Below are 12947 nucleotides of genomic sequence, written 5' to 3'. Positions count from 1 at the left end.
ACGGGAGGGAACGCTTCGCTGTCGATTCCGGGACATGACCTGCCCGTCGCCACCCCGGATTGACCCTGCGCCTGGTCATGTCTGGTGCGAAGGGGACAATGGCGGCCATGAACCGACCCGTTGACATGGCCGCCAGCCTGGATCTCGGCCTGGCCTGGCACAACCGTTTCGCTGATCTGGGCGAAGCCTTCTACACCCTGCTCTCGCCGACGCCACTTCCCGCCCCACACTGGGTGGGTACAAGCCCTGCGGTGGCCGACCTGCTGGACCTGGACCGGGCCTGGCTCACATCGCCCGCCGCTCTCGATGCCCTCACCGGCAACCTGCCCATTGCGGGAACGCGCCCGCTGGCCAGTGTGTACAGCGGCCACCAGTTCGGCCACTGGGCCGGCCAGTTGGGCGATGGCCGTGCCATCCTGCTGGGTGAGGTGGACACGGCCTCTGGCCCGCATGAAGTGCAACTCAAAGGGGCCGGCCTCACGCCCTATTCCCGAATGGGAGATGGTCGAGCGGTGCTGCGCAGTTCGATTCGTGAATTCCTGTGCAGCGAGGCGATGCATGGCCTGGGCATTCCCACCAGCCGCGCGCTTTGCGTGACAGGTTCACCCTCGCCGGTCTACCGCGAAACGGTCGAGACCGCCGCGGTTGTCACCCGCGTGGCGCCCAGTTTCATCCGTTTCGGCCACTTCGAACATTTTTCGCACGGTGGCCAGCATGGCGAGATGCGCCAGCTCGCCGACTTCGTGATCGACCGGTTCTATCCAGCCTGCCGCGAAGCACCGGGCAATCCCTACGCCGCGCTGCTGGAGGCCGTGAGCGCGCGCACTGCCCAGATGGTGGCGCAATGGCAAGCCGTGGGTTTCTGCCATGGTGTGATGAACACCGACAACATGAGCATTCTGGGCCTGACCATCGACTACGGTCCGTTCCAGTTTCTCGACGCGTTCAATCCGGCGCACATCTGCAACCACAGCGACACCGGCGGACGCTACGCCTACATGCGACAACCCAATATCGCCTACTGGAACCTGTTCGCGCTGGGTCAGGCGCTGCTGCCCTTGATGGACGACCAGCAGCAGGCACTGGATGCGCTGGAGCCTTACAAGGCCCTGTTCCCTGCCGAACAGCAACGCCGCATGGGTGCCAAGCTGGGTCTGGCGTCGGTCCTGGCCGGCGACACCGAACTCGTCGAGTCGCTGATGCAGCTCATGGCCAAGGACGCCGTGGACTTCACCATCTTCTTCCGTCGCCTGTGCGGCGCCGTGGCTGGGCCGATGGAGCCGGTGCGCGATCTGTTCCTCCAGCGCGAAGCCTTCGATGCCTGGGCCTCGCGATGGAAAGAGCGCCTGATGGCACAGCCCGGATACGCTCTTGATGCCACGGCGGCTGCGATGCGTCAGGTCAATCCACGCATCGTGCTGCGCAACCACCTGGGCCAGATCGCCATCGAGCAGGCCCAGCGAGGTGACTTCAGCGAGGTGGATCGTCTTTTGAAGGCACTGGCCGCACCGTTTGACGAACGAGAGGGCGAGGACGACCTGACGGCTTTCCCGCCCGACTGGGCCCGCGAGATCGAGATCAGTTGTTCATCCTGAAGGCGCGAAGGAACACAGCTCGCAAACGGGCTGCCCGGGCCTGCGCTGCACCAAAGCACCCTGCCTCTGACAGGCCTTGGAGCTTTCAGGGCTGAGCCCCCCTCACCAATACAGCGCAAGTGGCTCAGAGGATCAGTGCGGTACCGACAACGGCCACCACGGCCCCCAGCCAGGCGCCCATGGCTGGCCGGCGACGGTACACCAGCCAGAGCAGCGGCAGGATCATGATGGGTGTGACCGAGGAAAGAACGGCCACGAGGCCGGCCTGGCCGTGCCGCATGGCTTCCAGTATCAGCGTCATGCCCAGCGCCATGGCCACTGCGGCGCTCATGAAGATGAGCCCGGCATCGCTCAAGCGCAAAGGTGCCCTGGCCTTGGCCGCCTGCCAGCCCAATGCCAGCAAGATGGCGTGGGCCGCCAGCGCCATGCTCATCCGAACGGCACTGGCGGCCACGGCGTCGATGCCGGTCGTCATCAAAGGTTTGAGCATCAGGGTGGCCACCGACTGACACAGCGCTGCCAGCAGCCCCAACCCCACACCCACTGCCAGGGGGCCGCGCGTCTGCTCCCAGCCATGCAATTCGTCGCTGCGCTTGCCCCAGACAATGGCCATCATCACGCCACCCACCAGCAGGCCACTGCCCAGCAGCGCCCAGCCCCAGATCACTTCGCTCAGGAACGCCCACGCCAGCACCGCTGAAAACAATGCGTGGGTGGCAAACAGCACGCCCGAACGCCGAGGCCCCAGGCGGTTCATGCAGGCAAACAGCGCGGTGTCGCCAATGAAGATGCCGATCAGGCCTGAGAGTGCAAGCAAACCCATGGCCGACGCATCCAGGCTGCGCCAGCCGCCGCCCATCAAGGCCAGCGCCCAGAGCAACAGGCTCGCAAACAACATGCGCCAACGGCTGAACGCAAAAGCGCCCAGGCGCTGCGCGGGCAACGCAGAAAAAAGGCTCGATACCGCCCAGCAGGCAGCCGCCAGCAAGGCCAGTGCTTCAGGGCGCATCGATCACAACGGGTCTGAAAGGGGTCAAAGGCCGACGCAGTGACTGCGCGCATGCCAGCGTTTCAGGATCAGCTCCCGGCCACCTTCATGCGGTTGATGAGAATCGATCCCACGGTCTTGGCACCATAGTTGTAGGCATCGCTGCCCACCGCATCCATGCCCATGAACATGTCCTTTAGATTGCCGGCAATGGTGATCTCCTGCACGGGGTAGGCGATTTCGCCGTTTTCCACCCAGTAACCCGAAGCACCGCGGGAGTAATCGCCGGTCACGTAATTGACGCCTTGTCCCATCAATTCGGTCACGAACAGACCCCGTCCCAGTTTCTTGAGCATGGCCCGCAGGTCGTCACCCGGCTGGGTCAGGCGGCTGGTCAGGGTGAGGTTGTGTGATCCACCGGCATTGCCTGTGGTTCGCATGCCCAGCTTGCGGGCCGAATAGGTGGACAAAAAATAGCCCTGTACCTTTCCAGCGCTGAGCACCTTGCGCCGCGCGGTGCGCACACCTTCGTCATCAAACGGCGCGCTGCCCTTGCCGTTGATCACGTGCGGATCCTCGACGATGTCCAGGTGCCTGGCCAGCACACGTTTGCCGAGACTGTCATTGAGGAAGGTGGTCTTGCGGTAGAGCGCCCCGCCACTGGTGGCCTGCACGTAGGCACCCAGCAGACCGGCCGCCAAGGGGGATTCGAACAGCACCGGGCATTCGGTGGTGGCGATCTTGCGGCCATTCAGGCGCGCCAGCGTGCGTTCAGCGGCATAGCGCCCCACCGCCTGGGGGGTGGCCAGGTCTTGCGGCGCGCGTTGTGAGCTGTACCAGTGATCTCGCTGCATGTTCGCCCCCTTGCCGGCAATCGGCGCCACCGACAGGCTGTGACGCGAGCTGGCGTAACCGCCACTGAAGATGCCGGGACGCCCGCGCTCGCCACCGCGCATGTGGGCAGTGAAGAAGTGCGACTGCTGGGCAGAAACCCCTGCACCTTCGCTGTTGTTGATCTTGCGGCTGGTGGCAAACGCCGCCGCCTCGCAGGCCAGTGCAATGTGCATGGCTTCTTCCGAACTGATAGCCCAGGGGTGGAACAGGTCCAGGTCGGCGTAGGTGTCGGCCACGTCCTCCGGATCGGGCAGGCCGGCCACCGGGTCTTCTGCGGTGAAACGGGCGATGTCATAAGCCGCCTGCACCGTCTGGCGCACGGCAGCAGGCGAAAAATCGGAAGTGGAGGCGTTGCCCCGCTTGCGGCCCAGGTAGACCGTGATGCCGAGCGACTTGTCGCGATTGCGCTCCACGTTCTCCAGTTCGCCCTTGCGAACCGACACGCTCAGGCCTGCTCCTTCGGAGACTTCGGCGGCTGCGTCGGCAGCACCCAGCTGTCTGGCATGCGCCAGGGCGAGGTCAACCAGCTCCTCGAACTGGCTGCGTGCATACTGAAAGCCGGGCAGCGGCTCGCGCATTGAAGCGGAAGCTGGGGTGAAAGGGGCTTGAACCAGGGGTGATGGGGCTTTTTTCATGTCGACGGCTATGATACTTGCCGCCCCCCATGGCCGCTGCACGATGCGCTAAGCCCACTTTAAGAGATCCATGTCCCGCAAACCCACCAAAGGCTATTACGTCCGAGGCCATTTCGTCGCCGAGGGCAGCGAGCTCGACCTGGAGCTCAAGCGCGAGCTCAAGGGTTCGACCGACATGAGCAAGACCGACATGAAGAAGCACAGCGACCACCTGCAGTCGCTGGGCGAAAGCCTGCTCACCCTGGGGGTACCCGCCCTCACCAGACTGAGCGAAACGCTGGATCTGTCCGAGAAACTGACCGACGCGGTCAATGAAGCCAAGCGCATCACGAACTTCGAAGGCCGGCGCCGGCAGATGCAGTACATCGGCAAGCTGATGCGCCGGCTCGACGAGGACGCCATCGCCGCCATCGAGGCAGCGATCGAAGAACAGCGAAAACCATCGGCCAGCGCCACCCTGGCCCTGCACCAGGCCGAACAATGGCGGGACCAGCTGATCGCCGACGACGACGCCCTCACCCGCTGGCTGAGCAGTGTTCCTGATGCGGATGTGCAGAACCTGCGCGCACTCATTCGCCAGGCCCGAAAAGACGCGCAGGCGAACGCAGCACTGGAGCGCGCCGGCGAGGCCGTGCGCCACGGCAAGGCCTACAGAGAAATCTTCCAGATTGTGCGCACCGCCCTGAGCAAGGACGGCGACGAGGTGGACATCGATCCCGACGAAGAGCAAGCCTGAACACCATGCCCCAAGAAACCCAAACACCCGATCCGGTGCGCATCGGCGTCGTCTCCATCAGCGACCGCGCCAGCTCCGGTGTCTACCAGGACCAGGGCCTGCCAGCCCTGAAGGACTGGCTGACCCGCGCCCTCAAAAATCCCATCACCTTCGATGCGCGCCTGATCCCGGATGAAGTCGACACCATCAGCGCCACCCTGGTCGAACTGGTCGATGCAGGCTGCTCACTGGTGTTGACCACCGGCGGCACTGGCCCCGCCTTGCGCGATGTGACGCCCGAAGCCACGATGGCTGTGGCACACAAGGTGATGCCAGGGTTCGGCGAGCAGATGCGCCAGATCAGCCTGACCTTTGTGCCCACCGCCATTCTGTCGCGCCAGGTGGCGGTGATCCGCGGGCAAAGCCTGATCATCAACCTGCCCGGCCAACCGAAAGCCATCGCAGAAACCCTGGAAGGCCTCAAGAACCCCGACGGCACGCAGAAGGTCAACGGCATTTTTGCCGCTGTGCCCTATTGCATCGACCTCATTGGTGGCCCCTACCTGGAGACCCACGACGAAGTGTGCAAGGGGTTCCGACCCAAGAGTGCGATTCGGCCCCACAAGGGCTAGCCCAGGCCGACCGTCCGGGTCGAAAGCGTGTCACGTTGCCTGGAAACTCTAAAAACGCAGCTCAGAGGGGGATCGTTCCGTATGCCGATTTACCGATGCAACCGATGTGGCCACGTGGGCGAAGCAGCCACCGCTGGAACGCAGGTGCCGTGCCAAAGCTGCAGCACCCCCGTGACGGTTTTCGACACCGTTTTCTATGTGCAGAAACTGCTGGAACGCTACACCGCTGCGATGAGGGAGATCAAGGCCCTCAAGACAGTGGACGACCCCGCCCCAAACGAACAGACGACCGAAACAGCGCAAGAGGCCGCTTCGAGCTCCCTGCAGGAAGTGGATCTCCTCAACACCAGCTTTTTGGCAACCGCTGCTCAGCACGCACCCATTGAGCAATGGCTGAAGTCCCGGCAGATCGAAGCCCAGTTTGATCACGCCAATGTCGACACCACTGGCTACTTCGACGACGCGGCACGGCTGTTGGGCGACCGCCTCGACCTGTTTGGAGAACTGATCGATCGTGTCTCGTACGCATACCGGAAAAGCCACACCAGCGTGAACCTGGATCTGAGCACCCTGAGCCAGAAGGATGTACAGACCATCACGGCGACCTGCAGGCAGCTACACAGTCAGACGCTCTTCTCTCGCTACCACTACCAGAAGCTCGAAAAGGTGGTGCGCCTGTCGTTGCAGAGCGCGCCAAAGGTACGGCAGTTTTTTGATGGCGGCTGGCTCGAGTGGTACGCCCTCATCGAACTGCTCCAGGTTTTTCAGTCCCGCAAGCTGTCGTTTTCATGCGCACGCGGGGTCAAGGTGATCTTCGCCAACGAAGACCTGCACGAACTCGATGTGGTGGCCCTGCCTGCGGGGCGGCAACCGATCTGCATCGAATGCAAGACCGGTGAATTCAGGCGCGAGATCGACAAGTACCAGCGACTGCGCAAGCGGCTGGAAATTGACCGCAGCCGATTCATCGTTTGCGCTTCGGACATCACGGCAGAGCAGGCCTCCAGCTTCACGGCCATGTACGACCTCACCTTCGTCAACCTCTCATCGCTCGGAACCCATCTGGCGACCTTGAATTGAACATCCCACCCACAGATCCACCATGAAAATCACCAAAGACACCGTCGTCACCATCACCTTCAAGGCCACGAACGCACACGGCAAACTGCTCGAAGACGGCAAGGAACCGCGCGCCTACCTGCATGGTGGCTACAACAACACCCTTCCCGGTATCGAGAAAGCGCTGGAAGGCCAGGAAAAGGGATTCCAGAGCACGCTCGTATTGCAACCTCAAGACGCCTTTGGCGTGCGCGACGAAAGCCTGGTGACGACCATTCCCAAGCGCGACTTCCCGCCCGGTGTGAAAGTGGGCGGCCAGCTGGAAGGAACGGACGATCAGGGCCGCCAGCAAGTGTTCACCGTGCAGAAGATCAAGGGAGATACCGTGTACCTTGACGGCAACCATCCGCTGGCTGGCGAGGTGCTGCACTTTGCGGTGAAGGTGGTGGATGTGAAAGCCGCTTCGGCTGAGGAAATTTCACACGGCCACGCGCACGGAGCGCATGGTCACCATCATTGATCACCCCTGCCGCGCGGCGCGGGGGTGGGCCGAATCACTTGCCTACGAGTTGATTCAGCTTTTCAGCTTCAAAGCACTCTTCACGCGCCGCATCCTGCGGCACACAGTCACCGTCTCGTGACTGCGAGAGCTTTTCGATCGCGCACCACAGCAACGCGATCTGGTGCTCCTGGCTGGCGGTGCTGTCGATCAGGCCGCGCATGGCCTGGGACAGCGGGTCGTCTTCCTGCGTGATGCCGTAAGCCTGGAACTTCGGGCTGGTTTCGGTCACATCGGCGCTTTCACCCGTCTTGCTGGGAATGATGCGTGCCGGAATGCCCACGGCGGTGGCGCCTGCGGGCACGGGCTTGATCACCACCGCGTTGCTGCCGATCTTGGCGCCGTCGCCTACCTCGAAGCCGCCAAGCACCTTGGCGCCGGCGCTCACCACCACATCCTTGCCCAGGGTGGGGTGCCGCTTGGTGCCCTTGTAGAGCGAGGTGCCGCCCAGCGTCACGCCCTGGTAGATGGTGCACCCGTCGCCGATTTCAGCGGTTTCGCCTACGACGACGCCCATGGCGTGGTCGAAGAACACGCGCTCGCCCACTTTCGCACCCGGATGAATTTCAATCCCTGTGAGCCATCGGGCCACATGCGAGATGAAGCGGCCCAACCACTTGAACCCATGCGTCCAGCACCAGTGGGCCGGCCGGTGCAACCAGACGGCATGCAGGCCAGGGTAGCAGGTCACCACTTCCCAGACGGTTCGCGCCGCGGGATCGCGGTCAAGCACACACTGGATGTCGGAGCGGATTCGGGCAAACATGGGTGGCAGTCTAGCGCTTCGCCTGATCGGCGGCTTTGATCATCGCCTTGGCAACACCGCGAAGAATGTGGATTTCTTCAGGCGTGGGGACGGCGCGATTGAAAAGCTGGTTGAGCCGGGGCATGAGCTTCTTGGGTGCCGCCGGGTCCAGGAAGTCGATGGCCACCAGTGCCTGCTCCAGATGCTGCAGCATGCCGGCGAGCGACTGCGCATCGGCCGCGGGCCGCTCGGGCACAACGGGGGGCAGGTCGAAACCACCCAACGTCTGACGCCATTCGTAAGCAATCAGCTGAACCGCAGCCGCCAGATTGAGTGAGCCGAAGTTGGGGGCAGTGGGAATACTCAGACAGGCGTGGCATCGGTACACGTCTTCATTGCGCATGCCAAAGCGCTCGGAGCCGAACAGAAAGGCCACGCCTTCCGGCCGGGGTACAAGCTCGCGATCCACTCCGACGCCCATCAGCGACTCGAAATGCGCACGTGGCGCACGGGTGGGCGGACCGAAATCGCGCGGCGTCATGGCGGTGGCACACAAGTGGCTGATGCCGTCGAGCGCTTCGTCCAGCGTGTCCACCACGCGGGTCTTGTCCAGCACGTCGTTGGCCCCACTCGCGCGCTGGATGGTTTCCTCACGCCGCAACACGTTGGCCCAGCGTGGTGCCACCAGCACCAGATCGTCAAACCCCATGACCTTGAGCGCGCGGGCGGCGCCGCCTACATTGCCGGCGTGGCTGGTCTGGATCAAGATGAAACGCGTGAGCATGTGAAGGGTGTCGCAGGTCGGCGGCAGACTGTGCCGCCCGAAGTAGGCTGGTACCGGTAAAATCGCATCTATTGTCGCCGCCCCGCATCGTCGGGGCGTTTCCGTTTTGCTCTTGCACCCTGAGAGGCTGAGAGTCTTTCGCTCATGCCCGCTCACCACGCCAACAGGCACCCACTCGGCGTTGCAAATGCGCGCCATAGCCTAAGCTATGGCTGTGCTTTGCGCCTTGATTGGGCACTTGTTGGCGCGCTGCTCGGACACGCCCGAAAAACTCTAAGCCTCTGATGCGGGCCTGCCCTGGCCTGCCAAGGAACACAATTCATGTCGTCCACACTCCACCCCATGCTCAACGTGGCCATCAAGGCCGCACGCCTCGCCGGCACCATCATCAACCGCGCAGCACTTGACGTGGAATCGGTCCGCGTTTCGGTCAAGCAGACCAATGATTTCGTGACCGAAGTCGATCAGGCCGCTGAGGCGGCCATCATCGACACCCTGCTCACGGCCTACCCGGACCACGCCATCTGGGCCGAAGAATCGGGCAGAAGAGAGGGACGACATGGCGGTGCAGACCACGTCTGGATCATCGACCCGCTGGACGGCACCACCAACTTCATTCACGGCTTCCCGGTCTACTGCGTGAGCATCGCGCTCATGGTGGGCAACAAGCTGGAACAGGCCGTGATCTATGACCCCAGCCGCAACGACCTGTTCTGCGCCACGCGTGGTCGAGGCGCCTACATGAACGACCGCCGCGTCCGCGTGGCCAAACGCACCGGCTTGCGCGAATGCCTGCTTTCCACCGGCTTCCCTTTCCGGCCTGGCGACGCTTTCCAGACCTACATGCAGATGCTGGGCGATGTGATGCCGCGTTGCGCCGGCGTGCGACGCCCTGGCTCGGCTGCGCTGGACCTGGCCTATGTGGCCGCCGGCTTCACCGATGGATTTTTTGAGATGGGCCTCTCGCCCTGGGACGTGGCCGCTGGCGCGCTGCTGGTGACCGAGGCCGGTGGCCTGGTGGGCAACTTCACCGGTGAGTCCGACTTCCTTGAACAAAAGGAGTGCCTGGCTGCGAACCCCAAGATTTACGGACAACTGGTGGGCATCACCGGCAAGTACAGCAAATTTGCCAGTGCGGGAGACAAGGCGGCTGTGCGCCAGGCCAGAGGCTCGATCACGTCCGTTGCCCCGGAAGCCTCAGCGGATGCCGCACCTGGCCCAACCGCTGGCGCGGAAACGGACGCTGCCAAACCGGACGAAGCCGCGCCGTTTTAACCGCGGGCCTTCCGCCGTCGAGGGCGCACCGGCGTGGCCCCGACACCACACATGATACGTGGCTACCCGGCTCAGGCAGGCATCAGCCGCTCGGTACCACCGAGGTAGGGCCGCAACACCTCAGGCACAGTCACGCTGCCATCAGCGTTCTGGTTGTTCTCCAGCACGGCCACGAGGGCACGGCCGACGGCCAGGCCGGAGCCGTTGAGCGTGTGCACGAGTTCGTTCTTGCCGCTGGCATTCTTGAAGCGGGCCTGCAGGCGCCGCGCCTGGAAGGCTTCGCAGTTGGAGACCGAACTGATTTCGCGGTAAGTGCCCTGGGCGGGCACCCAGACTTCGAGGTCGTAGGTTTTGCTGGCGCCGAAGCCCATGTCGCCAGTGCAGAGGCTCATGACGCGGTACGGCAGGCCGAGCTTCTGCAGGATGGCTTCTGCGTGTGTGGTCATGGCTTCGAGCGCTTCATAGCTCTTCTCGGGGTGCACGATCTGCACCATCTCCACCTTGTCGAACTGGTGCTGGCGGATCATGCCGCGCGTGTCCCGCCCTGCGCTGCCGGCCTCTGAACGGAAGCACGGGGTGTGCGCGGTCAGCTTGATGGGCAGGTCGGCCTCGGCCAGCACGGTGTCGCGAACTGTGTTGGTCAACGTCACCTCGGAGGTGGGAATCAGGTACAGCGCCTGGTTGTCGGGCACCGGTTCGCTTTCCTGTCCACCTTTTTTTACCGCGAACAGGTCACCCTCGAACTTCGGCAACTGGCCGGTACCGCGCAGGGTTTCGCTGTTGACGATGTAGGGGGTGTAGCACTCGGTGTAGCCATGTTCGCGGGTTTGCACGTCCAGCATGAACTGCGCCAGCGCCCGGTGCAGACTGGCGATGGGACCACGCATGAAGGTGAAGCGTGACCCGGCCAGCTTGACACCGGTGTCGAAGTCCAGGCCCAGCTTTTCGCCGATATCGACGTGGTCACGCACCTCGAACTCGAACGTGCTTGGCTTACCCCAGCGGCGCACCTCCACGTTGCCCTCTTCGCCCGCACCCACTGGCACGCTTTCGTGCGGCAGGTTGGGCACCGCCAGCAACAGGTTCTGCAGCTCTGCCTGAAGGATTTCCAGGCGGTTGGCCGATGCGTCGAGCTCGGTCTTGATCTGTCCCACCTGGGCCATCACTGCATCGGCTTCGGCGTGTTGCCCTTTCCCCTTGAGCATGCCGATCTGTTTGGACAGGCTGTTGCGCTGGCTCTGGAGCTCCTCGGTGCGGGTCTGCAGCGTCTTGCGTTCGGCTTCGAGTGCACGGAACTGGGCCACATCCAGATAAGGCTGCGGCTGTTTGCGGGTCTCCAGCCGCGCGATCACGGCGTCGAGGTCTTTTCTCAGTTGAACAATGTCGAGCATGGTGTGGTATTTGGAAGGCCCGACGCCGGGCCACGCATGAGATGAACGGTGGCCGCGCCGGAATCAGCGCAGATGCTCGATGGGCGAGCCGGTCTCGCCCTCGATACGAAGACCTTTGGGCAGGGGAAACTTCACGGTTTCAGAAAGACCCTCCATGGTGCGCACGGAAATGGCGCCAAGCGCCTTGATCCGATCCATCACCTGACGCACGAGAATTTCGGGCGCTGAAGCGCCTGCGGTCAGTCCCACACGGGTCTTGCCTGCGAACCACTCGGGTTGCAGTTCTTCGGCGCTGTCGACCATGTGGCTGGGTGTGCCCAGCTTGATGGCCACCTCGCGCAGGCGGTTGCTGTTGGAACTGGTGGGACTGCCCACCACGATCACGATGTCCACCAGGGGGCTCAGCAGCTTGACCGCGTCCTGACGGTTCTGGGTGGCGTAACAGATGTCCTGCTGCTTGGGCTCACGCACCTGCGGGAAACGCGCCTTCACCGCCTCGAGGATCTCTGCCGCGTCGTCCACCGACAAGGTGGTCTGGGTCACCACCGCAAGCCTGGTGGTCTGCGCCGGCGTCACGCGCTGCACGTCTTCCACGCCTTCCACCAGGTGGATGCCGCTGTCCAATTGCCCCATGGTGCCTTCCACCTCGGGGTGGCCCTTGTGGCCGATCATGATGAACTCGTACCCTTCGCGGTGCAGCTTGGCCACTTCCACATGCACCTTGGTCACCAGCGGGCAGGTGGCGTCGAAGATGTGAAAGCCGCGCCGCTGCGCCTCGTCCTGAATGGCCCTGCTCACACCATGTGCGGAGAACACCAGCGTGGCGCCGGCCGGCACGTCATCCAGCTCTTCGATGAAGATGGCGCCCTTGGCCTTGAGGTCGTTGACCACGTAGGTGTTGTGCACGATCTCGTGACGCACATAAATGGGCCGCCCGAACTTGGTGAGTGCGCGCTCGACAATTTCAATGGCCCGGTCTACCCCGGCGCAAAAGCCGCGGGGTTCCGCCAGGATGATTTCTTGGGATGGGGTCATGTCAATCTTTGGTTATGCCGAAGCGAACCATGCCACGCCTGAGGCAATGCCACCCGGTGGCAACGCCGGACCGGCTCTGCCGGACGGCTGGTGCCGTCCCCTTGAGGGGGTGACGCCAAAGGCGGCGCGGGGGTGATTCATATGATGCCGATGAGCTGCACTTCAAACCGCACGGCACGCCCGGCCAGGGGATGGTTGAAATCGAACAGCACTGCACCGTCTTCCCGCACTTCCACTGCCGCGCCTGCGTAGCTGCCCAGGCCGTCCGGCGTGGGGAACTGCACCACATCGCCGGCCACGTACTGCTCGTTGGGGTCACCCAGCTCGTTGAGCAGCTTGCGCGCCACCCATTGCACCATCTCGGGCTGGCGTTCGCCAAAGGCCTCCCCTTCGTCGAGCTCGATGACGGTGTGCACACCTTCTTCCAGACCCATCAGGTGCTGCTCGATGGCGGGCGAAAGCTCACCCGCCCCCAGGCTCAGGGTGGCGGGTTTGCCCCCGAAGGTGTCGATGATGACCTGACCTTGCGGCCCCGTCATGCGGTAGTGCAGGGTGAGGAAAGAGCCTTCTTGGACTTGGGACATGGACGAAAAGGGGATGAATTCAGGGGGTCGGGCCACCGAAAACGGTACAGAGCGCC

At 63.4% G+C, this 12947-nt stretch carries 13 protein-coding genes; 6 read left to right on the top strand and 7 right to left on the bottom strand.

Annotated elements, in window-relative coordinates:
* Window positions 1–107: 107 nt before the first annotated feature.
* Window positions 108–1595 (top strand): YdiU family protein, encoded by a 1488-nt coding sequence (locus Q7V46_RS12035; protein WP_304913782.1) that lies wholly within the window; start codon window positions 108–110, stop codon window positions 1593–1595.
* Between the two features lie 124 nt (window positions 1596–1719).
* On the opposite strand, the gene Q7V46_RS12030 is transcribed toward Q7V46_RS12035, so the two are convergent.
* Both Q7V46_RS12030 and pmbA read right to left on the bottom strand, forming a co-directional pair.
* Window positions 1720–2604 (bottom strand): DMT family transporter, encoded by an 885-nt coding sequence (locus tag Q7V46_RS12030; RefSeq protein WP_304913781.1) that lies wholly within the window; start codon window positions 2602–2604, stop codon window positions 1720–1722.
* Between the two features lie 68 nt (window positions 2605–2672).
* Window positions 2673–4055, bottom strand: coding sequence for a metalloprotease PmbA (pmbA, locus tag Q7V46_RS12025; protein ID WP_304913902.1), 1383 nt, complete (start codon window positions 4053–4055; stop codon window positions 2673–2675).
* Window positions 4056–4182: 127 nt separating this feature from the next.
* On the opposite strand from pmbA, the gene yjgA reads away from it, so the two are divergent.
* From yjgA to Q7V46_RS12005, 4 genes are all read left to right on the top strand, one after another.
* The gene (yjgA, locus tag Q7V46_RS12020) at window positions 4183–4848 is read left to right on the top strand and encodes a ribosome biogenesis factor YjgA (RefSeq protein WP_304913780.1); all 666 of its coding nucleotides are present in this window, start codon (window positions 4183–4185) and stop codon (window positions 4846–4848) included.
* 5 nt (window positions 4849–4853) lie between these two features.
* On the top strand, window positions 4854–5459 hold the full coding sequence (gene mog, locus Q7V46_RS12015; protein ID WP_304913779.1) for a molybdopterin adenylyltransferase: 606 nt from the start codon (window positions 4854–4856) through the stop codon (window positions 5457–5459).
* A 171-nt stretch (window positions 5460–5630) separates the two neighbouring features.
* Complete coding sequence (locus Q7V46_RS12010) at window positions 5631–6539, top strand: hypothetical protein (protein ID WP_304913778.1); 909 nt, start codon at window positions 5631–5633, stop codon at window positions 6537–6539.
* Window positions 6540–6561: 22 nt separating this feature from the next.
* Complete coding sequence (locus Q7V46_RS12005) at window positions 6562–7038, top strand: peptidylprolyl isomerase (protein ID WP_304913777.1); 477 nt, start codon at window positions 6562–6564, stop codon at window positions 7036–7038.
* A gap of 34 nt (window positions 7039–7072) precedes the next feature.
* On the opposite strand, the gene cysE is transcribed toward Q7V46_RS12005, so the two are convergent.
* Entirely contained in the window at window positions 7073–7843 is a 771-nt protein-coding gene (gene cysE, locus Q7V46_RS12000; protein ID WP_304913776.1) for a serine O-acetyltransferase, read from the bottom strand.
* A 10-nt stretch (window positions 7844–7853) separates the two neighbouring features.
* Window positions 7854–8606: an RNA methyltransferase gene (locus tag Q7V46_RS11995; RefSeq protein ID WP_304913775.1), complete on the bottom strand. Its 753-nt coding sequence runs from the start codon at window positions 8604–8606 to the stop codon at window positions 7854–7856.
* Window positions 8607–8927: 321 nt separating this feature from the next.
* Here Q7V46_RS11995 and Q7V46_RS11990 point away from each other — a divergent pair, with 321 nt between their 5' ends.
* Window positions 8928–9881, top strand: a complete 954-nt coding sequence (locus Q7V46_RS11990; RefSeq protein WP_304913774.1) for an inositol monophosphatase family protein — start codon at window positions 8928–8930, stop codon at window positions 9879–9881.
* A 71-nt stretch (window positions 9882–9952) separates the two neighbouring features.
* Here the strand turns inward: Q7V46_RS11990 and serS are convergent, their stop codons facing one another.
* From serS to Q7V46_RS11975, 3 genes are all read right to left on the bottom strand, one after another.
* A complete protein-coding gene (gene serS, locus Q7V46_RS11985) occupies window positions 9953–11272 on the bottom strand; it encodes a serine--tRNA ligase (protein WP_304913773.1) in 1320 nt (439 codons plus the stop codon).
* Window positions 11273–11335: 63 nt separating this feature from the next.
* A complete protein-coding gene (gene ispH / locus Q7V46_RS11980; RefSeq protein WP_304913772.1) occupies window positions 11336–12307 on the bottom strand; it encodes a 4-hydroxy-3-methylbut-2-enyl diphosphate reductase in 972 nt (323 codons plus the stop codon).
* A 137-nt stretch (window positions 12308–12444) separates the two neighbouring features.
* Window positions 12445–12891, bottom strand: a complete 447-nt coding sequence (locus Q7V46_RS11975) for a peptidylprolyl isomerase (RefSeq protein ID WP_304913771.1) — start codon at window positions 12889–12891, stop codon at window positions 12445–12447.
* Window positions 12892–12947 lie beyond the last annotated feature (56 nt).

The sequence above is a fragment of the Hydrogenophaga sp. genome (genome assembly GCF_030651625.1).
Classification (GTDB): domain Bacteria; phylum Pseudomonadota; class Gammaproteobacteria; order Burkholderiales; family Burkholderiaceae_C; genus Hydrogenophaga.
This window is presented reverse-complemented; position numbering and strand designations above follow the sequence as displayed.